We start from the raw sequence: 22,623 nt of genomic DNA, 5'->3' as shown, positions 1-22,623 counted from the left end.
GTGAGCGTCCCGCACCCGGACTCCGGGTGCGGGACGCTCGGCCGTGTCAGCTCAGCGGGTCCAGCGTGAGGTACGCCTGCTGCGGATTGCCGTCGTTGACCAGCGACTCCTGGTTGCCGACGTCGTCGAAGGCGAAGGCGTACGCCTTGCCGTCGGCCATCTGCGCGTGGATCTTGCGCGCGTAGTGGTTGGTGACCGTGTCCAGGTAGAAGTCGGCCGGGTTGTTGTCCGGCTGGTTCGCACTGGTCAGCAGCGTCGACCGGTTGAAGCCCGCGCAGAGAGTGCGCGAGATCGGTCCGCGCACCTGGTCGTTGGGCGCGTCGAGCAGGTTGTGGCAGCCGAAGATGCTGTTCGCGTCCGGCTTCTGGAAGCTCGTCACCACCGCTCCGGCGGAGTTGGTGAAGTTCATGACGTTCCCGGAGACCCGGCCGTAGTACTTGGTGTTCGGCAGGTCGGCGAACGGCGTGACGGTCAGGGTCGACGTCGAGTACCTGGACCAGACCCGGTTGACGTAGTCGTCCATGACGGTCGACGGCAGCGCCCCGGTCTCCACGCCGTACAGCGGGGAGAGCGCGCGGAGCACGGTGCCGTCGGAGCGGGTCTGGATCAGGTTCGCCCAGCCGCCGGGCTGCCCGCGCAGGGCGCTGAAGAATCCGTTGTAGCCGCCCGACTTGAGATGCCCGGTGCCGGCCGTGCTGCCGTCGGAGCGCTGCACCCCGACCGCGTACGGCACCGAGAACATGTCGACCTGGGTGCTGTTGATCCACAGACCCGAGTCGTTGAGCGTGTACTCGGACCAGTTGAAGAGGATGTTGCGGTTGGGGTCGCTCGGGTTCTGCACGGCGGGCTGCACCAGACCGCCGGTGGTCAGCCTGAAGTCGAGCTTCTGGCCGTAGGAGAAGTAGATCCGGCCGGAGAACTTCGGGATCCGGATCGTCGTCGACTGTCCCGCGGCCGGGCCCGTGATCGAGGCGTCCGGTGCGGGGGTCGGCGGGGTGCCGCCGGCCGGCCAGGCGTGGAAGGTACCGTTCGCGTCGGCCCAGCCCTGCCGGCCGGTGGAGAGCTGGGTGCCGAGGTCGTAGACGTACACCTGGTCGCCACGGCCGGAGTTGTTGGTGATCTTCAGGGGGATGGTGTCCGGTACGGCCGCGCCGGCCGGCTGCGGGGTGCCCAGCGTGAGCGCCCCGCCGATCAGTGCCGCAGCGGCCGTCAGGGGCAGCGTCCGGCGTGCGAGTCCTGTGCGCACTCTCCACCTCCGTGTGGGGTCGGGGTGGTACGGACATTGGTCCGTACCAGTTTGAGAGCGCTCTCAGACTGGCGGTGGGGCGAGTGCATGTCAATGAGTGGGACAGAATCGGGGCCCGTCGACCGACGGGCCCCGATGTACCGCTGTGCTCCGCTCAGAAGGTGCGCTTCAGCAGATCCAGCAGCGCGTCCCAGTGGCGCTCGGCGGCCTCGGCCGAGTACGCCGGGGTGTCGGCCTGGGTGTAACCGTGCGCGGCGCCCGGGTAGATCTCGCAGGTGTTGCGGACCCCGGCTGCGGTGAGCGCCTCCTCGAAGGTGCGGATCTGCTCCTCGGTCATCGACTGGTCCTGGTCCGCGAAGCCGAAGTACAGCTCCGCCGTGATCCGGTCGGCCAGCAGGTGAGGGCTGTCCGCGTCCTCGGTGACCAGCCGGCCGCCGTGGAAGCCGCCCACGGCCGCGACCCGGTCCGGGAACGCGGCGGCGGTGCGCACGGCCAGCCGGGCACCCATGCAGTAGCCGGTGATCGCCACCGGCCCGTCGGCCACCAGCGGGCTCTCGGCGAACCAGTCCAGGTAGGCCGCCGAGTCCCGGTCGCTGAGCTCGGGCGTCAGCGCCTGCATGATCGGGCCGATCCGCTGCCAGAGGGTCGGGTCCGCGGCCGGGTCGATGAACTCGGGCAGTTCGAGGACCGGGGTCCGGCCGGTGCGGTAGAAGACGTTCGGGAGCAGGACCGTGTAGCCCGCGCCGGCGAGCCGGTCCGCCATCGACTTCAGGTGCGGACGGATGCCGTAGGCGTCCTGGTAGAACAGCACACCCGGGTGGGGGAGGCCGTCGGCGGGGTGGACCAGGTAGGCGTCGGCTACACCGTCCTCGGTGGTGATGTCCACGTCGGTTCCCTGTACGGCGGTCATGGCGCAGTGCCTCTCTGTGGAGTCGGCGTCGGGTCGGGGGACGCCCGGCGCGGCATGTCACGATCATCGTGGCACGCGAAGGTGAGAGGACGGTTGCGCGGGGAGCCCGTCGTCACTCGAAGCGCGAGGTGTCTCCCGCGCCCCGACGGACGATCACCGCCTCGCCGTCGGAGAAGTCGATGACCGTGGTCGGCTCCGTGCCGCAGTCCCCGGAGTCGACCACCGCGTCCACCTGGTGGTCGAGCCGGTCCTTGATCTCCCAGCCCTGGGTGAGCGGCTCCTTCTCGTCCGGCAGCAGCAGGGTGCTGGACAGCAGCGGCTCGCCCAGCTCCGCGAGCAGCGCCTGGGTGACCACATGGTCGGGGATGCGCACCCCGACCGTCTTCTTCTTCGGGTGCAGCAGCTTGCGGGGCACCTCACGGGTCGCCGGGAGGATGAAGGTGTAACTGCCTGGGGTCGACGCCTTCACGGCCCGGAACACGTCGTTGTCGACGCGCACGAACTGGCCGAGCTGGGCGAAGTCGCGGCACATCAGCGTGAAGTGGTGCCGGTCGTCCAGGTGCCGGATGCCGCGGATCCGGTCGATGCCGTCCCGGCTGCCGAGCTGGCAGCCCAGCGCGTAACAGGAGTCGGTGGGATATGCGATGAGCGACCCCGAGCGCACCGCGTCGGCGATCTGGGAGATGCTGCGCGGCTGCGGGTTGTCGGGGTGCACGTCGAAGTACTTCGCCATTCGACGAGCTTATGCCGTACCGGACCGGCCGGTCGCGCGGACGCGGCGGGACGGCCCGCGCCCCGGGCCGCCGCGGCGCTCGTCGCGGTCGTCGTGGCCCACGAACCACCGAGTCGGGCCGCGGAAAATTCGTGTGCATGCCCGCCGGAATCCGGGGAACCCGCTACTCAGCCGCCCGAGGGCCCTCCCCCCCCCGGCCCCGGGTGAGGCGTTCTTCGCCGGCGGCCCTTCCCCCGAGGGCCGCCGGCGGAGTTGTACCGGGCGGTCGGGACCTGCCCGTTCATCGGGTAACGTCCGTAGGCCGAGGCCGACGCTAGGACGAGGAGCAGGGCGAGATGGCAGGCCGGGCAGGGGAGAGCCCGCACCCCTCGACACCCCAGGGCGACCGCTGGGCCGCGCAACTCCTCGACCATCTGCGCCCCGGTGCCCGCGATCCGCGCCGGGTGGTCACCTGGCTCGCCCGCGCGGTGCAGGCCACCGTCTGCCTCCAGGACGCCGACGGCACCCTGCTCGCCGGGGAGCGGCTGTCCCTCGACGACAGCCTCGTCGCCGAGGTGGTGGCCGGCCGGATCTCCGCAGCCGCCGTCCAGGACGGCGACCGCCACCTCCGCCTGGTCTCCGTCCGCGCCCCCGACCCGCGCTCGGCGGCCACCTCGCTGCTCGCCGTGGCCCGCGCCGTCCCCTTCGACCGGCGTGCCGCCGAGATCGTCACCCACACCGCCGGCGTCGTCGAACTCCTGCTGCGAGAGCGCGAGTCGACGGCCGCCGGGCACCGGCTCCGGCGGGCCACCGCCGACCTGCGCCTGGCCATCCTGCAACTGCTGATGGTCGAGGACACCGTCTCCGCCCGCCGGGTCGCCGCCGGCCTGTGGCCCGGACTCCTCGACACCGACAGCGCCCGCGTGTACGTCGTCGAGGGGCACCCCGCCGAACGCGACAGCCTCGCCGAGGACTGCCTCGACATCACCCGCGGCCAGGCCCTGGTCGTGCGCTGTCCCGCGGTCGACGGCCATGTCATCGTCGTCAGCCCCGCGCCCAGGGCGGGTCAGTGGCTGCGCTCGCTCGTCGACGGCCGCCCCGGCACCTTCCTCGGCGGCAGCGTCCGGCAGAGCCTCGCCCGCACCGCCACCGCCTACGGCCAGGCCATCAGCGCCCTCGCCGTCGCCCACTTCCGAGCCGACCAGGCCGCCGTCTACGCCGAACGCACCCATCCGGAACGGCTGATGGACCCCGCCGCGCTGCACGCCTGGTCCACCGCCGTGCTCCGGCCGCTCGACACCCTGCCCCACCACACCCGCGCGGAACTTCTCGCCACCACCCGCCTCGGCCTGGAGTTCACCGCCGTCAGCGCGGCCAAGGTGCTCGGCGTCAGCCGCAACACCGTCCGGGCCCGCATGGACCGCGTCGAGGCCCTGCTGGGCGCCGACTTCTCCGACCTCACCGTGCGCGCCACCGCCCACCTGGCACTGAACACCCAGGCGGCCCGGACGGAGAACCTCGGCGCCACGGCACCCCAGACGTCCGGCGCGCGGCTCGAGGACCTGCTGGCCGGACCCGGGCTGCGCGCCTGGGCGCACGACCTGCTGGACCGGCTGACCCGGGACGGCCGTGATCTGCGCGGCACCCTGCGCGCCTGGATCTCCGCCGGCGGCAACGCCGAACGCGCCGCCCAGGACCTGGGAGTGCACGCCCAGACCGTCCGCGAACACGTCCGGGGTGCCGAACCCGTCCTGGAGCGTCAGCTGCTGGCCGCCGGCACCGACCTGTACGAGGTCGTCCTGGCCCACCTCGCCCTCGGGGACCTCACCGCCCCCGCTCTGCTCCGGGCGAATCCGGGCCAACCGGACTCACCTGTGCACGGGTGAGTCCTCCGGGTGCCCGATCGGGCATCGACGCGGTACCCAACGGCCGGATCCGCACGTAAGTTCACGTTCCGCGGGGGCACGACCGGAACGGGGGACCGGTCGCAGCCCCCGCGACCCCGGATCCGCGCGGGGGCTCACGTCCCGAGCCGTACCGGGATCTCCTGCCAGCCGAAGGCGATGAACGACGGCACCTGCCGCAGTTCCTCCGCCCCGACCGCCAGCCGCAGACCCGGGAAGCGGTCGAACAGGGCGGGCAACGCGGCGAGTGCCTCCGCCCGGGCCAGCGGCGCGCCGATGCAGCGATGCACCCCGAGTCCGAACGAGAGATGGTCGTCGGCGCCGCGCGCCGCGTCGAACACGTCCGCGTCCGCTCCGTAGTGCTCCGGGTCCAGGCCCGCCGCCGCGTACGTCGTGATGATCGCGTCCCCGGCCGGAACGGTGACGTCCGCCACCTTCAGGTCGGTCACCGCGAACCGCAGCGGCAGCGCGGCGATCGACGGATGCACCCGCAGCGTCTCGTCGATCACCGCGTCCCAGCCGACCTTTCCGGCGCGTACCGCCGCCAGCTGCACCGGACTGGTCAGCAGCGCCACCACCGCGTTGCCGATCAGGTTGACCGTGGTCTCGAAACCGGCGCCGATCACCAGCAGCAGCGTGTACAGCAGTTCCTCGTCGCTGAGCCGGTCGCCGTCCTCGTCGCGGACCCGGATCAGCTCCGTGGTCATGTCGTCGCCCGGGTGCGCGGCCTTGTACGCGATCAGCCCGCCGAGGACCGTGCCGATGCGCTCCTGCACCGACTTGGCGTGCTCCGGGGTCGGGTCGGAGGTGTCCATGATGGCCGCGATCAGCTCGCCGGTGTCCGCCCGCATCTCGTCGGGCACCCCGAACAGTTCGCAGATCATCCGCATGGGCAGCGGATGCGCCAGCTCCGCACGGAGGTCCACCACCGAGCCGTCGGCGCCCGCGGCCGCCACCGCGTCGAGCAGCTCCCCGGCGATGGCCGTGACGCGCGGCAGCATCGCCTCGGTGCGCCGGTGCGTGAAGCTCGGCGCCACCAGCTTGCGCAGCCGGGTGTGGTCGGGGCCGTAGGCGGAGAGCATGTTGACCACGCCGATCCAGCTGACCACCCAGCCCCAGGAGGGGTGTTCGCCGATCTCCGGCCACAACCGCCAGTGCTTGCGGGGGTCCTTGCTGACCCGGGGATCGAGGATCAGCTCCTTGAGGACGTCGTAGCCGGTGGGCGCCCAGGCGGGTATGCCGCCGGGCAGTTCGACGGGCACGACGGGGCCGAGGGCGCGTAACCGGGCGCTTTCCGCCGGGATGTCGGAGCCGAACGGGTCGAGAGCGATGCGGTCGGTGACGGTCACGACGACTCTCCAGGCTGGTCGGGGGAGCGGGGGCTGAACCGGACGGGCAGGGACGTCAGCGAGCGGTGGAACGGGCCGGGCCGCCAGCTGAGCCGTTCGCGGGGCAGGACCGGGTCGAGGTCGGGCAGCCACAGGGTGAGCCGCTCGATCGCCTCGGTCGCGATGAGCAGCGCGTGGTGCCGCACCGGGCAGGCGTGCGGGCCCGCGCCCCACGACAGGTGCGAGGCGTCACCGGCCCGCCGGCCGCTGGTGACCTCCCGCTCGGCGAACAGCCCCACGGCACCGAAGGAGACGACCACCGGAATCGCCGGCCTGACCCACGCCCCGTGGAAGGAGACGGGCCGACGGGTGTAGTAGATCCCGTAGTTGGCCAGCGGGGTCTCGTGGTGCAGCACCTCGATCACCGCGTCCATGACCGGGCGGGCGCCGCTGGTCAGCGTGGAGTAGTAGAGGGGGTTGCCGAGGACCCGGGACAGCGCGTTGGACACCAGGTTGGTGGTCGGCTCGTATCCCGCGCCGAGGGTGAGGAACACCTGCCAGGTGACCTCCTCCGGGGTCAGCCCGGCCGGATGGTCCAGGAGCATGCTCGGCAGGTCCTCGCCGCGCTCGGCGACCTTGGCGGCGACCAGCCGCAGCACGTAGTCGGCGAACTCCGCCTCGCCCTCGGCCGCCTGCGCGCCGCCCTCCATCATCTTCAGGAGGCCCTCGTTGAGCCGGTCGCCCTGGCTGTCCGGCAGCCCGAACAGGTTGTTGAACACCAGCGCCATCAGCGGCCGGGTGAAGTCGGTGACGAGATCGGCCTCGCCGCGCGGCCCGAAACGGTCCACCAGCAGCCGTACCGCCCGGTGCACGAGCGCGCGCAGATCGTGCGGCTCGATCAGGTCGAACACGTCGATGAGGCTGGTGCGGTAGCGGATGTGGGCGTCGGCGTCGGAGAACAGGGCGTTGGGCCGCCAGCGCATCATGCCGAGCAGCGGGGAGTCCTCGGGGACGGTGGCCTCCCAGTCCCGCGGGTCGTGCGAGAAGGTCTCCACGTCCCGCAGCACGTCGAGGGCGGCGTGCCGCTCGGTGATCACGTACGCCGGCGTGCCCGGCGCGAGTTCCGCCCAGCCCACCGGGCCCTGGGCGCGCAGCGCCGCGTAGTAGCCGTGCGGGTTCCGGGCGAAGCCGTCCTCCCACAGGCGCACCGGTCCGGAGACGGTGAAGGACTGCTGCACGGTCATCGGGCCTCCGCCGGCCGGTCGTCGATCAGATGCTGTACGAGGGCGAGCAGCGCGTCGACCGAGGAGTGCGGGCCCCGGGCGTCACAGGTCACCATCGGGGTGCCCGGCTCCAGGTCCAGGGCGGCGCGCAGCTGTTCGCCCGTGTAGTGGCTGGGCGCGTCGGGAAACGCGTTGAAGGCGACCGCGTACGGCAGCCCCGCCTCCTCCACAAGCCCCAGCACGTCGAAGGAGGCGTCGATACGGCGGCTGTCCACCAGGACCAGGGCGCCCAGCGCCCCGTAGGAGATGTCGTCCCACAGCGTCCGGAACCGCTGCTGCCCCGGAGTCCCGAACAGGTAGAGCACGATGCCGCCGGCCAGGCTGATCCGCCCGAAGTCGATCGCGACGGTCGTCGTCTCCTTCTCCCGCACCCCGTCGAGCTCGTCGACATGGACGGAGGCCTCGGTGAGGTGCTCCTCGGTGTGCAGCGGGCGGATCTCCGACACCGAGTCGATCAGGGTCGTCTTGCCCACCCCGAACGGCCCGGTGACCAGGATCTTCACCAAGTCGCGGGCGGTGTCGGGGAGATGGGGGCCGCCCGTGCGGGGCAGCTCACCGGTGCTTGAGGGCGCGGAGGCCATCGGCCACTCTCTTCAGCAGGTCGGGGTCGAACCGTTCGGCGGGCGGGATCGGCGCGCGGGCCTGGACCAGGTCCCGGTCGACGAGGTCGGCGGCCAGCACCCGGACGGCGGAGACCGGCAGCCGCAGCAGCGCCGCCGCCTCCACCAGCGTCAGCGCACCACCGGACAGCAGCTCCAGCAGGGCCTGTTCGGCGGCGGGCAGACCGGCCGGCAGGGGTGCCCCGTCACGGGTGAGCACCGTCAGCCGTTCCAGATGCGGACGGCTGGGCCGGGCCACCCCGCCGGTCGACAGATACGCGGGGACCAGGGGACGGCCGCCACGGCGGCCGGTCATGCCGGCGCGCCGCCGTCGGAGCCTCTGGGCGCCGCCGCCATCGCCTTCTCGCCGAGCCGGGCCACCTGCGAGTGCACCCGGTGCGCCAGCAGGTCCAGCCGCACCTCCGGGTCGCCGTAGGCCGCCACGCAGGTGCCGTGGTCGGTCGGCACGATCAGCACGTACCCGTGGTCCGACTCGACGACCACCTGCCGCACCTCGGCCCGGTCCCGGTCCGCGAACGCGGCGGCCGCGGCCCGGCAGGCGCCCTGCACGGTACTGGTGATCGCGGCCACCCGCTCGGCGGTCGCCTGGGACAGGGCGTCGGTGTACCCCGTCGCGAGGCCGTCCCGGGTGAGCAGGACGGCGGCCAGTACGTGCGGTACCTGCAGGATCGGATCCAGTACCCATGCCGTCTCGCCCGCATCGCGGCTGGTCATCTGGCCGCTCCTCCTTCGTCGTCGGTCCGTTGGGGATCGGGCGCGCCGGCCCGCTTGGGGGTTCGCGCCGCTGCGGTGCCGTACTGCAGGGCCGCGAGCGCGGCGGCCGCCTCCTCGGGCCGCCGGGTGCCCGGCTGCTGCCGCGGTGCTCCGGGGGCGTCGGGACGGGTACGACGGCGCCGCTGCGGCAGACCGCCCAGGTCACCGGGCTCCTGGTGGCCGGCGGCGCGTTCGTGCTCGGCTCCGGGGACGGTCGGTGTCGGTGTCGGTGTCGCGGGTGCGGGTGCGGGTGCGGGTGCGGGTGCGGGGGTCGGGGGAGCCGAGGGCTCAGCCGACGGCGCTCCGTCCACGACCGCCCGCACCGACGGCGTTTCGCGCACCGCTGGTTCATGGGCCGCCGGTTCGCGCACCGCCGGTTCATGGGCCGGTTCCCGGCGTACCACCGTGCGCTCGCGCGTCGAGCGCGGCGCGCTGGCCGACGGCGGCCGTACGTCCGGGTCGATCCGGCCGAGCAGATGGCTGTCGACCCGCAGCACCGCGCGCACCCCGCCGTACGGCGAAGGGGTGGAGACGTCGACGTTCAGGTCGAACTGGCGGGTGAGCTGGCCGACCGCGGCCAGGCCCATGCGTGGCGGATCGCCGAGGTCGGTCAGCAGGATCGGCTCGCTGCCGGCCACCAGCCGCTGGGCGCGGGCCCGTTCGTCCTGTGTCATGCCGAGGCCGGCGTCGTCGACCGTGACGCACACCCCGTGGTGGACGTGCTCCAGATTGACGACGACGTCGGTGTCCGGCGCCGAGTGGCGCAGCGCGTTGTCGAGGAGTTCGGCGACGATGATGGCGACCGGCTCGACGGCGTGGGACACCAGGGCGGTGCCCGGCTCCAGATGGTTGTGGACCTTGACCCGGTGGTAGCCGGCGAGCCGGGCCTGGCCGCCGGTGACGGCGTCCACCACGTGGGACTCCTCGCGGGCCAGCCCCACCCAGGCCCCGCACACCACCGCGGCCACCTGCGCGCGCCGCAGTGACTGCTCGTTCTCGTGGTCCAGCGCGAACAGCGTCTGCGCCAACTCCGGTTCGTCGTAGCGCTGCTGGAGTCCGCGCAGCGCGTCCTGCAGGCGGTACAGGGCGGCCTGGATCTCCCGGGTGGCGCCCCGCAGGCCGGCCTGTGCGGCCGCGTCGATGCGCATGCGCTGCGCGGTCAACTCCTCGCGCAGCGCGGTGAGTACGTACTCCAGGGCGATCCCCGTGGGGGTCCCGGGAAGCTGCTGCCCGGCCGGGCCCGGCACCTTGAGGTGCGGATGCGTGAGCTGCGCGGCGGCCGCGGGCATCCGGCGGGCGGCCAGATGCTCGACCTCGGTGACGAACGTGCCCTCGGCGCCTGCCAGTCGGGCGCGCAACTCCGTCACCTCGGCCCGCAGCGCCGCCTTCTGCCGCCGGGTCCGCAGCAGGCTGCCGCCGAGCGCGAGCGCGAAGAGCGTTCCGGCGGCGAGACCACCGGCCACCAGTTCCGGCAATGCGATCATGGAATCGGTTTCCAGGGGAGTAGGGCAGCAGTGGGCACGGGGAGCCCAGGGCCCTCCCATGTGGCGCTCGCAGCACAGTACACACCGTCATCGACCGGCCCCGCACGGTGAATCGTTACATCGCTTCGAATCTGCTCGGCGCGTGTTCGCTTCTGTGTCAACTGTCGGAAATGCCGTATGCAGTAGGCGAGTTGGGTCCCGTGCGGTTCGTGCGTCAGCGGGTGGCGGCAGCCGGCGCCGGCAGGTCGAAGACGTGGGCGGGCGAGATGACCCGGGTGATCGCCTGGCCGAACAGGGTGCTGGGCTCGATGTCCCCCCGGTAGCTGATGTCCGTGTTCAGCAGGACGACGACGGTCGTCCGCGTCGACGGCAGATAGACGGTCAGGGCCTCGTAGCCCGGCAGTGAGCCGTTGTGCCCGATCCAGCCCTGGACGTCGAAGATGCCGAGGCCGTACCCGGCGCCCGGGATCCCCGTCGACGGGGTCGTCAGCCGCTGCTTCTGGACGGCCGGGCCGACCATGGTCGTGCCGTCGGGGAAGACCCCGGTGGCCGCCGTACGCGCCCAGGTGTGCAGGTCGTCCAGGTCGGAGATCATCGCGCCGGCCGCCCAGGCCCAGGAGGGGTCCCAGCCGGCGGTCTCCTCGACCTTTCCGGTCGCCGTCTGGTCGGTGTAGCCCTGCGCGTGCGGGGTGGGGAACTCGTTCCCGGTCGGGAACACCGTGTGGCTCATGCCCGCCGGAGCGAGGACGTGCTCCCGGAGGTAGTCGCCGAGCCGCTGCCCGCTCTCCTTCTCGACGAGCAGGCCGAGCAGGATCAGGTTGGTGTTCGAGTAGGAGAACTTCTGCCCCGGCTGGAACATGACCGGGTGCTTGAAGGAGTAGGCGAGCAGTTCCTGCGGGGTGAAGGGGCGTTGCGGATCAGAGGTCAGCGCCTTGAAGAAGCCGTCGTCCTCGGAGTAGTTGAACAGCCCGCTGCGCATCCCGGCCAGGTCCCGCAGGGTGATCCGGTCGCCGTTCGGCACCCCGTCGAGATACTCGCCGACGGGGTCGTCCAGGCTCACCTTGCCCTGGTCGACCAGTTGCAGCAGGGCCGTCACGGTGAACATCTTGGTCTCGCTACCGATCCGCGTGTACAGGTCGGACGACATCTTCTGCCCGGTCTCCCTGTTCGCGACCCCGAACGAGCGAACGTAGTCGGGCCGGCCGGGTGTCCAGACGCCGACGGTCACACCGGGCACGTTCGCCTCGCGCATGACCTTCCGCACGGCCGCGTCGAGTTGGCGGGCCACGGCCTGGGTCATGTCACGGACGTCCGGACGGCCCGTGGGCGACGGTGACGGGGTGGGCGACGGCGCGGCGGACACGGCGGGTACGGAAACGGCCGCCCCTCCGGCTAGCGGCACCGTCAGCGTTCCCAGTACGACGGCGATCGCGGCCCCGCCGCGCAGCATGGCGGACTTGTGCGACATGGGCTGACTCCAAGCACGTGAGAAGGAACGTGCGGTGGGGTCGGACGTCAGAACCCTGACTCCACAGGATACGAGCGCGCACCCGACGGCGCCTGCCGGCCGGAGGTCGCGAGAACGCCCGCCGGAATGCTTGTAGGACCGGCGGCCGGGTCCGATCGGGGGGTGTTCTCACCCGACCCGGTGAGCGCGTCGGACGGCGCGTACCACCGGCGCGTTCCGGGCGTTGATCCGGTTATGGACGGATCCTCCCCCACGCCCTGGCGCCCGGTCCGGGAGCCGCACGCCCTCCGTTCCCGCGAGCCGATCTACGCCCAGCTCCTGCGGGAGTGGCGGGACCAGGGCCGCACTCTGCCGGCCGAAGCCGAGAGCCGGCGCGCCGTCGTGTTCGTCCCGCCGCCCCGCCGCTGACTGCGCTACTCCCCGTACATCGGGGCCAGCACCGCCAGCGCGCCGTTGGCCTCCTGCAGCGCCGGCTCCAGCGTGCCCGGCACATGCAGCGCGCCGCTGCCGTCCGGCGGCACCAGCCACTCCAGATACCGCGCGGGCCGGTACGGCGGTGGTACGGCGACCCACGCGCCCTTGGTCGCGTAGCGAAGACCCGAGCCGATCCAGCCGCCGGACGGATCGGGCGGCAGGAAGAAACCGATCCGGCCCGCCGCGCTGTCCGCCAGGGTCGGCCCGGGCACCGGCAGGGACGGCCGCCACAGCAGGTCCAGTGTGAGCAGGCCGAGCCGGTCCGGGACGCTCAGCACGTCCCAGTAGCGGCCCGCCTCCAGCAGTGCGACGCCCTCCCCGTGGTCCCACTCCCATTTGCACGCCCGGGGGTCCGCCGAGGCCGCCGCGAGCCATTCCACACCCTGCATCCACATCGCGTTCGTCATGCACTGCTCCGGGGGATCACCGCTCACCTGTTTCGGGCGCAGGGAACGACCGACGCCGGGCACTCGGCGCTCGCACGCCAACCCGGCATATGCATGCTGGTAGATATTTCTACGTGGCGGAAGGGGTGGCGAACCCTGGCGTTTTGGGGCGAATGTTCGAACACGGAGTACCGGTTCGCTTGTTGATCGGTGCGACGGGCGCCTCCCGGACGCCGCCCGGGTCGATCGACGCTCGAATCGATCGTCATGGCAATCGATCCAAGCGCCAGCTCTTGATGAGACGCCGGTATCAGTCGTAGGCTCCCGGCATTCCGTCGCCGTCGCTCTCGACCAGGGGTATTCCATGGACCGCACCCGACTGCACGCCCTGCTGGCCCGGGAGAGCGCCGAGGCCGAGCGGCGAAATCCCCGCTCCCGGGCGGCATATGCGGACGCCGGCCATCTCTTCGGCCGGGTCCCGATGACCTGGATGAACAAGACCGCCGGCGCGTTCCCGCGCTACCTGGCGACCGCGCGCGGCGCCCGGGTCACCGACGTGGACGGGCACACGTACATCGACTTCTGCCTCGGCGACACCGGCGCGATGGCCGGTCACTCGCCGGCCGTCGTGACAGAGGCCGTGCACCGGAGGTTCGCCGAGCTGGGCGGGGCCACCGCCATGCTCCCGACGGAGGACGCGGAGTGGGTGGGCGCGGAGCTGACCCGCCGCTTCGGGCTGGCCCGCTGGAGCTTCTCGCTCACCGCGACCGACGCCAACCGGTGGGCGATCCGGCTCGCCCGGGCCGTCACCGGCCGCCCGAAGATCCTGGTGAACAGCTACAGCTACCACGGCAGCGTCGACGAGTCCCTCATCGTGGTGGGCCCCGACGGTCAGGGCGCGCCCCGCCCCGGAAACGTCGGCGCGCCCTGCGACGTCACCCTGACCAGCCGGGTCGCCGAGTTCAACGACCTGGCGCAGCTGGAGCGCGAACTCGCCCACGGCGATGTGGCCGCCGTACTCATGGAACCCGCGCTCACCAACATCGGCATCGTCCTGCCGGAACCCGGCTACCTGGCCGGCGTGCGCGCCCTGACCAGGCAGTACGGCACGCTGCTGATCAACGACGAGACGCACACCTTCTCCGCGGGCCCCGGCGGCTGCACGGCCGCCTGGGACCTGGAGCCGGACCTGCTGACCATCGGCAAGGCCATCGGCGGCGGCATCCCGGCCGGCGCCTACGGACTCTCCGCCGACCTCGCCGACCGCCTGCTGGCCCGTGCCGACCTGGACCTGGTCGACATGGGCGGGGTCGGCGGCACCCTCGCCGGCAACGCGCTCTCGGTCGCCGCCACCCGGGCCACCCTGGAGCAGGTCCTCACCGACGAGGCGTTCGACCGTATGGCGCGGCTCTCCGCCCGCTTCGAGACCGGCGTCCGGCAGGCCGTCCAGGCGCACGGCCTGCCCTGGTCGGTCAGCCGGCTCGGGGCCCGCACCGAGTACCGCTTCGCCGCCCCGGCCCCGCGCACCGGTACCGAGTCCGCGGCCGCCGCCGACCCCGAGCTGGAGGACTTCCTGCACCTCTATCTCGCCAACCGGGGCATCCTCCTGACCCCGTTCCACAACATGGCCCTGATGTGCCCCGACACCACCGAGCAGGACGTCGACACCCACACCGCGGTGTTCGGCGCCGCCCTCCTCGAACTCGTCGGCTGAGGAAGGGAGCCCACGTGCACATGGACGACATCGACCGGGCCATCCTGCGCGAACTGCAGACCGACGGCCGGATCGCCTACGCCGACCTCGGCCCCCGGGTCGGTCTGTCCGCCTCCGCGGCCCGGCAGCGGCTGCAGCGCCTGCTGGACTCCCGGGCCGTACAGGTCGTCGGCGTCACCGATCCGATGGCCATGGGCGGCCAGGCGATGGCGCTGCTCGGCATCGGCGTGGACGGCGACCCCCGGGCCGTCGCCGACGCCCTCGCCGCACACTCCGAGGTGGTGTACTCGGTGTTCACCTCGGGCGGTTTCGACCTGCTCGCCGAGGTGGTCACCCCCGGCCCGAAGGACCTGCTCGACTTCGTCAACGACGTGGTCCGGCCGATCGAGGGCGTGCGGGAGGTCCGTTCGTTCCCGTACTTCGCGATCCACACCCACCGCTTCCTGTGGGACGTGGGCTGAGCCGGGACGTGGGCGGGGACCTCAGGTGATGTCGGGCGCCAGGACGAGCATGGTGGCGTCGTCCCGCACCTCGCTGCGCTTGGCCAGGTCGGCCCACACCAGCTCGGTGAGCTCGGCCGCCTCCGCACCGGCGAAGGCGGCCAGCCGCTCCGGGAGCGGGTAGAAGCGCCCGGCCCGGTCACGCGCCTCCCAGACCCCGTCCGAGGCGACGAACAGCCGGTCGCCGGGTCCCAGCTCGACCGTGACCTCCTTCGGCGGTTCCACCCCCGCGAGAGCGAGCCCCACCGGCGCCCCCGGCGCGACGGCGAGCTCCTGGGCCAGGCCGTCGCGCAACAGCACCGGCGCCGGATGACCGCAGGCCACCACCCGAACCGACCGCAGGTCGGCGGAGAACTCCAGCAGCAGCGCCGTCGCGAACAGCTCCGCGTGCGGTACGTCGGCCGAGTCCACCGACAGCCGGCGGTCCATCCGCGCCGCCACCGACTCCAGGTCCGGCTGGTCGAGGACCGCCTCCCGGAACGCGCCGAGCAGCGACACCACGGTGGAGACGGCGGCCAGCCCGTGCCCGCGTACGTCCCCCATCACCGCCCGCACGCCGAAGGGCCCGTCCCGCACGTCGAAGAAGTCCCCGCCGACCAGCGTGCCGTGCTGTGCGGCCCGGTACAGCCCGGTGCACCCCACCGCGCCGACCCGCTCCGGCAGTGGCGGCAGCACGGCCCGCTGCACCGCCTCGCCCACCGCCCGCTCGGTGACCAGCTGGGCGTCCCGGTGACTGCGCACATAGGACACGAACACGCTCAGCAGCGCGACGAACGTGACCGTGAGCAGGTCGGTGTCGCCGGGATGGTTCAGATGGGTGGCCGGCACGTTCAGCAGGACCACGACCAGGCAGCTGAGCACGGCGGTCGCCAGCGGGCCGTACGACAGCACGGCGAGCGGCGGGATGGCCCCGAGCAGGAAGCCGAAATCGTGTCCGTCGGGGCTGATCAGCGTCGCCGCGGTCACGACCGCGAGCAGCAGCACGGGCAGCACCCGCACCCAGCGCGGCGGCGGTGCACCCTGCAACCAGCCACGCCCGTCCCGGTAGTCACGCGACGACCAGCCGCGCACCCAACTCACATCCCTAAGCTACGCCCGTGCCCCGACACCGGTCGCGCAGGGATCTTCACATGCCGCGGTGGAGAATTCCGTGGACGAGCCCTGACCGGTGGCCCTACTGTGTGAGCCGCACGGCCAAGACCGGACGGAAGGAGGCGAGTGCGATGTTCATCACACCCATCCCGCGCTCCCTCCCCGACGTCCGGGCGTGACAGGTCAGAGCTGACCCGGGAGCGCTCCTCGCAGCACACATCCCGGAGGAATCCGTGACCGATCCGGTCATCCGTACGCTCGACGACAGCACCGCCACCCTCTTCGACGCCCTGCCCGACCCCCTGCGCCTGCGCGAGACGCACCGGCGCACCCGCTACCGCCCCGACTGGAAGCGGGTCGCGCTGCGCGACGGCCGGGTGGTCGCCCGCGCCGCCTGGTGGGGCGGTCCGGAGGACACCGCGCCGCTTCTGGTCAACTGGTTCGACGTGGCCGAGGGCGAGGAGGAGGCCGGCGCGGAGCTGCTGCGCAGCGCGCCCTGGCAGGCCGACGAACTGGAGCTCGACCTGCCGGCCGGCTGGCGTGACGTCCCCGCACTGCGCACAGCCGCCGAGACCCGCTTCAGCGCCGCCCGCAAGGCGGGCTACGAACTGCTGGTGGAGCGCTACAACTACCGCTGGACCCCCGAGTGCGGCCTGCCCGAGCGGCCCGGCCGTCTCGTCTTCACCCCCGAACCCGACGACTCGGTCTTCCTCACCATTCTGCGCGGCATCAGCTCCGCGACCCTCGACGCCCACGCCCGCCGGGCCGTCGCGAAGGGGGGAGTGGAACTGGCGGCCCAGGAGGACCTGGAGATCTTCCACTGGTTCCCCTCGCCCCGCGAGTGGTGGCAGGTGGCCCGCACACCCGACGGGGAGCCGGTCGGCATCCACATCCCGGCCCGCAATCCGTCCGGGCCGTGCATCGGGTTCATCGGCGTCCTGCCCGGACAGCGCGGGCACGGCTACGCCTACGACCTGCTCGTCGAGTGCACCCGCTTCCTCGTCGAGCAGGGCGCGGAGGCCATCGGCGCCGCCACCGACCAGGGCAACTTCCCGATGGCCGCGCACTTCGCCAAGGCGGGCTACCCGGTCGTCCGGGAGCGGGTGAACTTCTGGGCCTCGGCCACGGTCAGCGCCGGGTGACCGGCCGACCACGCGGTGCTCTCGCCGTCCGGCCCGGTCCCCCGGTTCCTTCTGAGGTTCCTGTCGCCCGTCGGGGGGACCGGGTCCGGTCGAGGCGGAGCGTGGCGTACCGCTAGTCGATGTCCTTGCCCAGCAGGGTCTCCGTCTCCGTGAGGATCTCGGTGACCCGCAGGGCGAAGGCGGCGTCGCAGGGGTGCGGGTGGCCTGTGCGGGCGGCGGTGACCAGGGCGTCGGCGGCCCGGGACAGGGCGGGGACCGCTCCTTGCGCACTCCTCGGCAGCAGCGTCACCCCCGCCGCGCCCCGCAGCTCCACATCGGCCCCCGCCGCCGCCGGGGGAGCCGTCAGGCTCAGGGTCACCGTGCTCGACGCCCCCGTGGCGTGGTCGAGGACGAGATGCACGGTGTCCGCGGGGCCGTGCACGGCGGCCGCCACCCGCCGTACGTCGCCCAGGACCGGCAGCAGCACCGACAGGGCGTGCGGGCCCACGTCCCACAGCGCGCCTTTCTCCCGCCGCCACGGCGACGCCGCGAACGGGCTCCCGTCGGTGAACACCGACCCCAGCCACTGCGCCCGCGCCGTGAACCAGCCCGCCGTGCCGGCCTGTTCTGCGATCCACGCCTCCGGTTCGCTCTGGAAGCGGGTGGTGAAGAAGACCACCGAGGCGACCCCGGCGCGCTCGGCCGCCTCCACCACCGCCCGCCCCTCGGCGACGCCGAGCGCGAGGGGCTTGTCCAGCAGCAGATGCCGGCCCGCCGCCGCGGCCCGCACCGCCAGTTCCGCCTGCACGGCCGGCGGCAGCGCCACGGCCACCGCGTCGACGTCGGCGAACAGCGCGTCCACGTCGTCGTACGCCCGGACCCCGTACTCCCCGGCCAGCTCCACCGCGGCCTCCGGGCGGCGGCCCCACACCCCCGCGAAGTCCAGCGATCCGTGCCCCGCCAGCGCGGGGGCGTAGGCCGCCCGTGCCCAGGGGCCCGTCCCCAGCAGTCCGATGCGCATCTCCCGTTCCTTTCTCCGTGCCCGGCGCCACACCCTCGCCCAGACCGTCAAGGCGTCGTGCTTCGCCCGCCGTCGACGTAGGGCCGGTACTGCTCCGTGCCGTGCGCCAGCCAGCCGGCGATGGTCTCGGCGATCGGCTGACCGGTGTCCATCTCGACGAAGCCGAACTGGCCCGACTGGTTGCACTCCAGGAACCACCAGATGCCGTCGGCGTCCTCCGCGAAGTCGAAGGCACCGTAGGCCAGCTCGGCGTCCTTCATATACGTGTGAACGGTCTCGGCGACTCGGGGCGGCACCTCCGCCGCCAGCCAGGGAGAGACGGACGGGGCGAACCGGACGTCCACGTCGTCGGGTTGCGCGTCCGGGCTCACCGGCTTACGGGCGGCCAGCAGCCGCTCGCCGACCACCGTCAGCCGGATGTCCGCCCGCTTGGCCACCCGTCGCTGCAACAACGTCGGCCCGAAGGCCACCGCCGAGAAGTCGGCGTCGGGCGCCACCCGGCTGGTCGGCACGGCCCGCGGCGGCTCCTGCGGATGCGCGCCCGACACCGGCTTCACCACCAGGTCCGGGAAACGTTCCGCGAACTCCCTGGCCGCCTGCGGGAACGTGGTGATCAGCGTCGCGGGCACGGCGAGCCCGCTGCGCTGCGCCAGCCGCAGCTGCCACGGCTTGTGGCGGGCCCGGCGGGCCGCGTCCGGATGGTTCATCCAGCGCGCGTCGGTCCCGCGCAGCATGCCGTACAACGCCTGTTCGGACTCCTCGGTCAGCCAGGTGGACGGCTGGGGGGCACGGGCGGCCGCCACTCCCGGCCTGCGCACCCAGATGGAGCGGAGGCCGTTCATGCTCACCAGGCGCCCGTTCACGGACAGATGTCCGCGGCTGGCGCCCTGCACGAACTCGCCCGACAGGGCCACACCGCTGGTCAGATCGGCAGGATCGAGGCGGACGACGGGCACTCCGGCCTCGTGCAGCCGGAGGACCACCATGTCCGCCGTCACGTCCTCGTCACTGGTCAGGATGAGCACAGTCATCGTCGGGGCCGCGCTCAGTCGTCGAAGTGCGTCTTGGAGCCCGCGGTTGAGGTCGTGGTCCCCAGGGCTCTGAGCGTTGCGTGATCGGTGGCTGCGATCCGGCCATCGAGGAGAACGTTCAACTGCAGTCCGGAGTCATACGCGTACGGAGTGATGACGTCCAACTGCACTGCGGGGCGTGCGTAGTTGAGCGCGAACGGTTGCATGGTCTCTCCCTGTTTCGTTCTTCCATGCACTTATACGATTCGAACGCGTGGTTGGTTTCCTTACTCTGCGTAATCTCAGTCCTAATTAAGGGCTTGTTAAGGAACCAGCCGGAAATCAGCGGCGAATCGTTCCCGCCCGTGGCCGATTTCACATGGCCGTCCGGCATGTGACGGCGTCAGATGCCCGCGATGGTCCGGGATGTCTCCAGGGTCTGTTCGGCGTAGCCCCGTCCGAAGAGCGCGGTATGCACCAGCAGCGGGAACAGTTGATGCACCGCCACGCGCTCCGCCCAGCCGGCGGCGAGGGGGGCAACTTCCTGGTACCCCTCCAGAACGAGGTCAAGGTACGGGCAGCCGAAGAGGCGGAGCATCGCCAGATCGGTCTCGCGGTGCCCGCCGTGCGCGGCGGGGTCGATCAGCCGGACCGTGCCGTCGGCACCCCACAGGACATTGCCGTTCCACAGATCTCCGTGCAGCCGGGCGGGCGGCTCGGGCGGGCCGGCCAACTCCGGCAGCCGCTCGCAGACCCGCTCGACCACCGCGGCCTCGCCGGGCCGCAGGGTCCCACGGTCCACCGCCGCCCGCAGATACGGCAGTACGCGGTGCTCGGCGTACCAGCGCGGCCAGTCGGTGCCCGGCTCGTTGCGCATCGGGGCGAGGCCGATCCAGGCGTCGCGCGGACCGTCCGGCGGTGCCGCCCCGAAGCCCGGGGCCCCGGCGGCGTGCAGAGCGGCGAGGGCACGGCCGAAACGCGTCGCCGCCTCGGGGCCCGGACGCCCGGTGGGGACCCACTCGGTCACCAGCCACCGCTCGTCCTGCGCCAGCACCTCGGGTACCGCGACCGCGCCGGCGGCGGCCAGCCAGCGCAGCCCGGCCGCCTCGGCGGGTACCGCGCCGGGCCCGTCGCCGCGCTTGACCGTCACCGCCCGCCCGCAGGCGAGCGTCACCTCCGCCAGGCCGCCTGCCCGTGCCCGCACAGCCGAGACCGGCCGCCCGGTGAGCCGGGCGGCCGCCGCGCCAGGACCTTCGCCGCCGTCGACCACGGCCACCGGACCAGGGGCCGCCGAGGCTCAGGCCCCCCAGGTGCCCTGGTCGACGGCGCAGTTCCATCCCGTGCCGTGCAGGGCGAACTTCACCTTGTAGGTACGGGTGTTCAGCAGATGCGTCTGCACCTTGACGCCGAGGCTGGTCTTCTTCTTCAGTGTCGTCGTGTACACCGACACCGTCTTCGACGTCTTGTGGCTGACCTTGCCGCCCTTGGCCGTCGCACTGCCGAAGCGGATGTTCTTCACGTCCGTCACGGTGAACGTGACCTTCTTGAAGCTCTTGCTCGCGCTGGTGTTCTTCACCGCGAAGTACAGGCCGCCGTTGGTGACCCAGCCGCTCGAGTTCACGTAGAAGCGGCTCGGATAGACGATGTCGACCGGGCAGCCGGTGCTCCGCGCCGCCCCGGCCTGCGCGGACGCGCCGGTGGCGAGCCCCAGTTGGGCAGCGGTGACGACGCCGGCGGCAGCCAGGACGCCGAAAGAAGTGCGCATACGGTTCACTGTGGTGATACCTCCCCCTGCGGTACTCATCGGACCGTAGAGGAGAATCCCATCTCCGCGGCCGGAAAGCACGTGCATTTCCACGGGACTTCCCCCATTGCTACGACAGGTTCCGGCCAAACCCAGGCGGTAACCACCCGTGTCGGACGGGTACGGCTGGCGTGAGGGCCGTCGCGTCGCCACACCAGGGGCACTGGGCCCCACCGGGACTAGCGCGCGGCGGAGGGTATCCCCCTTGCCCACAGCATCCGTGCTGATGGCCGACGTCTTCGAGGTTCAGCCCACCTTCCCGTTCTCCTGGGACGGCACCCGGGTGCCGGACGAGGTCGGGGACCTGCTTGCCACCGCCCCGGTACGGCGGGTGCGCACGATCGCCGGCGACGAGGCCTGGCTGGTGTCGTCGTACCGGCTGTGCCGCCAGGTGCTGCGCGACGACCGGTTCTCCCCCAGGGACACCTCGGCACCGGGCGTGCCCCGCCAGTTTCCGAACGGGCGCCGTTCCGACCGGGCTCCGCCTCGGCCGGGCCTCTCTCAAGCCGGCTCGACCCGGCCGATCGCGTTGCCCAGCAGTTCGGTGAACCACACCGTGCCGTCCGGGCCGGCCGTCAGCCGGAAGGGCGACTTGTCGGGACCGGCAGGCACCGGTACGACGGTGATCCCGCCGTCCGCCGACACCCGGCCGATGCGGCCGGACCGGTCGGTGAACCACACCCGGCCGTCCGGCCCCGCGGCGATCCCGCCGGGGTCGCCGTCCGCTCCGGGCAGCGGGTACCGGGTGACCCGGCCGGTGCCGTCGATCCGGTCGACGGAGTCCGACCCGGAGGCGGTGAACCACATCCCGCCGGCTCCGGCGACGATGTCCTCGGGGAAGTCGGCGCGGCTGGGCAGCGGGAACTCGGTGATCCGGCCGGTGGTCTCGATCCGCCCGATGCTGCCGCCGGCCAGTTCGGTGAACCAGAGGGCACCACCGGTACCGGCGGCGATGCCGTACGGGAGGGCGGCGGCCGTGGGCACCCGGTACTCGCTGATCCTGCCCGCGGTCGTGATCCGGCCGATCCGGTTGGTCCCCGGTTCGGTGAACCACAGGGCGCCGTCGGGCCCGCGGGTGATGCCGGCGGGTGCGCCGGCGGCCCGGGGCAGGGCGAACTCGGTGACGGTGCCCGAGGTGGTGATCCGTCCGATCCGTCCGGCCGCCTGCTCGGTGAACCAGAGGGCGTGGTCCGGCCCCGGGGTGATGGCGAAGGGCGCGCTCCCCGGGGTGGGGGTGCGGCGGTCGGTGACGGTGCCGTCCGCCGCGATGCGCCCGATCCGGGCGGCTCCGGACTGGGTGAACCACAGCGCCCCGTCCGGCCCGGCGGCGATCCCGGCGGGCAGGCTGTCGGCGGTGGTGGTGATCGGATACTCCGTCACACCACCACCGCCGCCTGCGGCGCGGGCGGGCGCCGCGACGGCGGTCACGCCGGTCAGGGCGCCGAGCAGGAGAGCGAGCACGCGTCGGGGGAGTCGGCGGGGCATACGGGGTCCTGGTCCTCGGCGGACGGGCTGTCAGGTCGAGGCTAGACGCGGCCGCACCGCCGTACGACCCGACCGGTCCGGACGGGGGAGGTGCCGTTGACCTCACCGGCCCGTTCCCCGCCGTGGAGCTCCGCACGGAGATCGGCCGTACGACGCTGCGCAGGGCCTGGCCCCGGCCGCCTGCCCCCGGCGGACAGCCACGTCACATGAGCCTCACAGTGACGGCCCCGGACTGTGTCCCGCCCCCTCACGCTCCCGGTGGAGTGCGGGGAATCCGAGTAACTCCCTTGTTACGCAAGGATTGACGC

24 protein-coding genes are annotated in these 22,623 nt (G+C 72.5%); 5 read left to right on the top strand and 19 right to left on the bottom strand.

Translation table 11 applies throughout. The annotated features are described in order from the left end of the window. Positions 1–46 precede the first annotated feature (46 nt). From ACZ4N4_RS44265 to ACZ4N4_RS44255, 3 genes are all read right to left on the bottom strand, one after another. Positions 47–1,246, bottom strand: coding sequence for a glycoside hydrolase family 64 protein (locus tag ACZ4N4_RS44265; RefSeq protein ID WP_467599965.1), 1,200 nt, complete (start codon positions 1,244–1,246; stop codon positions 47–49). 154 nt (positions 1,247–1,400) lie between these two features. Beyond that, positions 1,401–2,156, bottom strand: coding sequence for a dienelactone hydrolase family protein (locus ACZ4N4_RS44260; RefSeq protein ID WP_453578654.1), 756 nt, complete (start codon positions 2,154–2,156; stop codon positions 1,401–1,403). A gap of 112 nt (positions 2,157–2,268) precedes the next feature. After that, a complete protein-coding gene (locus ACZ4N4_RS44255; RefSeq protein WP_453578651.1) occupies positions 2,269–2,889 on the bottom strand; it encodes an L-threonylcarbamoyladenylate synthase in 621 nt (206 codons plus the stop codon). Between the two features lie 335 nt (positions 2,890–3,224). Here ACZ4N4_RS44255 and ACZ4N4_RS44250 point away from each other — a divergent pair, with 335 nt between their 5' ends. Further along, complete coding sequence (locus tag ACZ4N4_RS44250) at positions 3,225–4,754, top strand: helix-turn-helix domain-containing protein (protein ID WP_467599962.1); 1,530 nt, start codon at positions 3,225–3,227, stop codon at positions 4,752–4,754. Positions 4,755–4,888: 134 nt separating this feature from the next. Here the strand turns inward: ACZ4N4_RS44250 and ACZ4N4_RS44245 are convergent, their stop codons facing one another. From ACZ4N4_RS44245 to ACZ4N4_RS44215, 7 genes are all read right to left on the bottom strand, one after another. Continuing rightward, a complete protein-coding gene (locus ACZ4N4_RS44245; protein WP_467599959.1) occupies positions 4,889–6,121 on the bottom strand; it encodes a cytochrome P450 family protein in 1,233 nt (410 codons plus the stop codon). Continuing rightward, entirely contained in the window at positions 6,118–7,344 is a 1,227-nt protein-coding gene (locus ACZ4N4_RS44240) for a cytochrome P450 family protein (protein WP_467599956.1), read from the bottom strand. The genes ACZ4N4_RS44245 and ACZ4N4_RS44240 overlap by 4 nt, the downstream gene beginning before the upstream one ends. Next, a complete protein-coding gene (locus ACZ4N4_RS44235; protein ID WP_467599953.1) occupies positions 7,341–7,964 on the bottom strand; it encodes a GTP-binding protein in 624 nt (207 codons plus the stop codon). Before ACZ4N4_RS44235 ends, ACZ4N4_RS44240 begins: the two co-directional genes overlap by 4 nt. Next, complete coding sequence (locus ACZ4N4_RS44230) at positions 7,936–8,298, bottom strand: DUF742 domain-containing protein (protein ID WP_467599950.1); 363 nt, start codon at positions 8,296–8,298, stop codon at positions 7,936–7,938. The genes ACZ4N4_RS44235 and ACZ4N4_RS44230 overlap by 29 nt, the downstream gene beginning before the upstream one ends. Then, positions 8,295–8,717: a roadblock/LC7 domain-containing protein gene (locus ACZ4N4_RS44225; RefSeq protein ID WP_360494230.1), complete on the bottom strand. Its 423-nt coding sequence runs from the start codon at positions 8,715–8,717 to the stop codon at positions 8,295–8,297. Before ACZ4N4_RS44225 ends, ACZ4N4_RS44230 begins: the two co-directional genes overlap by 4 nt. Then, complete coding sequence (locus ACZ4N4_RS44220) at positions 8,714–10,240, bottom strand: ATP-binding protein (RefSeq protein ID WP_467599947.1); 1,527 nt, start codon at positions 10,238–10,240, stop codon at positions 8,714–8,716. The genes ACZ4N4_RS44225 and ACZ4N4_RS44220 overlap by 4 nt, the downstream gene beginning before the upstream one ends. Before the next feature lie 214 nt (positions 10,241–10,454). After that, the gene (locus ACZ4N4_RS44215) at positions 10,455–11,708 is read right to left on the bottom strand and encodes a serine hydrolase domain-containing protein (RefSeq protein ID WP_467599945.1); all 1,254 of its coding nucleotides are present in this window, start codon (positions 11,706–11,708) and stop codon (positions 10,455–10,457) included. 234 nt (positions 11,709–11,942) lie between these two features. Here ACZ4N4_RS44215 and ACZ4N4_RS44210 point away from each other — a divergent pair, with 234 nt between their 5' ends. Next, complete coding sequence (locus ACZ4N4_RS44210; protein ID WP_453578630.1) at positions 11,943–12,116, top strand: hypothetical protein; 174 nt, start codon at positions 11,943–11,945, stop codon at positions 12,114–12,116. A 5-nt stretch (positions 12,117–12,121) separates the two neighbouring features. Here ACZ4N4_RS44210 and ACZ4N4_RS44205 read toward each other — a convergent pair whose 3' ends face one another. Further along, positions 12,122–12,589: a hypothetical protein gene (locus ACZ4N4_RS44205; RefSeq protein ID WP_450761331.1), complete on the bottom strand. Its 468-nt coding sequence runs from the start codon at positions 12,587–12,589 to the stop codon at positions 12,122–12,124. A gap of 343 nt (positions 12,590–12,932) precedes the next feature. Here ACZ4N4_RS44205 and ACZ4N4_RS44200 point away from each other — a divergent pair, with 343 nt between their 5' ends. After that, positions 12,933–14,282, top strand: a complete 1,350-nt coding sequence (locus ACZ4N4_RS44200; RefSeq protein ID WP_467599942.1) for a transaminase — start codon at positions 12,933–12,935, stop codon at positions 14,280–14,282. Positions 14,283–14,302: 20 nt separating this feature from the next. Further along, positions 14,303–14,743, top strand: a complete 441-nt coding sequence (locus ACZ4N4_RS44195; protein WP_453578626.1) for an Lrp/AsnC family transcriptional regulator — start codon at positions 14,303–14,305, stop codon at positions 14,741–14,743. Positions 14,744–14,764: 21 nt separating this feature from the next. Here the strand turns inward: ACZ4N4_RS44195 and ACZ4N4_RS44190 are convergent, their stop codons facing one another. Then, positions 14,765–15,862, bottom strand: a complete 1,098-nt coding sequence (locus tag ACZ4N4_RS44190) for a PP2C family protein-serine/threonine phosphatase (protein WP_453578624.1) — start codon at positions 15,860–15,862, stop codon at positions 14,765–14,767. Between the two features lie 245 nt (positions 15,863–16,107). Between ACZ4N4_RS44190 and ACZ4N4_RS44185 the strand changes: the two genes are divergently transcribed. After that, positions 16,108–17,016: a GNAT family N-acetyltransferase gene (locus tag ACZ4N4_RS44185; protein WP_467599939.1), complete on the top strand. Its 909-nt coding sequence runs from the start codon at positions 16,108–16,110 to the stop codon at positions 17,014–17,016. Positions 17,017–17,128: 112 nt separating this feature from the next. Here ACZ4N4_RS44185 and ACZ4N4_RS44180 read toward each other — a convergent pair whose 3' ends face one another. From ACZ4N4_RS44180 to ACZ4N4_RS44150, 7 genes are all read right to left on the bottom strand, one after another. Next, the gene (locus tag ACZ4N4_RS44180) at positions 17,129–18,016 is read right to left on the bottom strand and encodes a Gfo/Idh/MocA family protein (protein ID WP_467599936.1); all 888 of its coding nucleotides are present in this window, start codon (positions 18,014–18,016) and stop codon (positions 17,129–17,131) included. Between the two features lie 47 nt (positions 18,017–18,063). After that, a complete protein-coding gene (tgmB, locus tag ACZ4N4_RS44175) occupies positions 18,064–19,047 on the bottom strand; it encodes an ATP-grasp ribosomal peptide maturase (RefSeq protein WP_453578618.1) in 984 nt (327 codons plus the stop codon). A 14-nt stretch (positions 19,048–19,061) separates the two neighbouring features. Further along, a complete protein-coding gene (gene tgmA, locus ACZ4N4_RS44170) occupies positions 19,062–19,253 on the bottom strand; it encodes a putative ATP-grasp-modified RiPP (protein WP_450761317.1) in 192 nt (63 codons plus the stop codon). 176 nt (positions 19,254–19,429) lie between these two features. Next, positions 19,430–20,296, bottom strand: a complete 867-nt coding sequence (locus ACZ4N4_RS44165) for a fructosamine kinase family protein (RefSeq protein ID WP_467600094.1) — start codon at positions 20,294–20,296, stop codon at positions 19,430–19,432. 27 nt (positions 20,297–20,323) lie between these two features. Next, positions 20,324–20,791 carry a hypothetical protein gene (locus tag ACZ4N4_RS44160; RefSeq protein WP_467599932.1) on the bottom strand — a complete coding sequence of 156 codons (468 nt, stop codon included), beginning with the start codon at positions 20,789–20,791 and terminating at the stop codon, positions 20,324–20,326. A gap of 285 nt (positions 20,792–21,076) precedes the next feature. Further along, the gene (locus ACZ4N4_RS44155; protein WP_467599929.1) at positions 21,077–21,256 is read right to left on the bottom strand and encodes a hypothetical protein; all 180 of its coding nucleotides are present in this window, start codon (positions 21,254–21,256) and stop codon (positions 21,077–21,079) included. 75 nt (positions 21,257–21,331) lie between these two features. Beyond that, a complete protein-coding gene (locus ACZ4N4_RS44150; RefSeq protein WP_467599927.1) occupies positions 21,332–22,315 on the bottom strand; it encodes a Vgb family protein in 984 nt (327 codons plus the stop codon). Between the last annotated feature and the right edge of the window lie 308 nt (positions 22,316–22,623).

It is taken from the genome of Streptomyces sp. NPDC026538, from assembly GCF_055567535.1.
The sequence above is the reverse complement of the archived record's forward strand: the minus strand, read 5'-3'. Positions and strand labels throughout refer to the sequence as shown.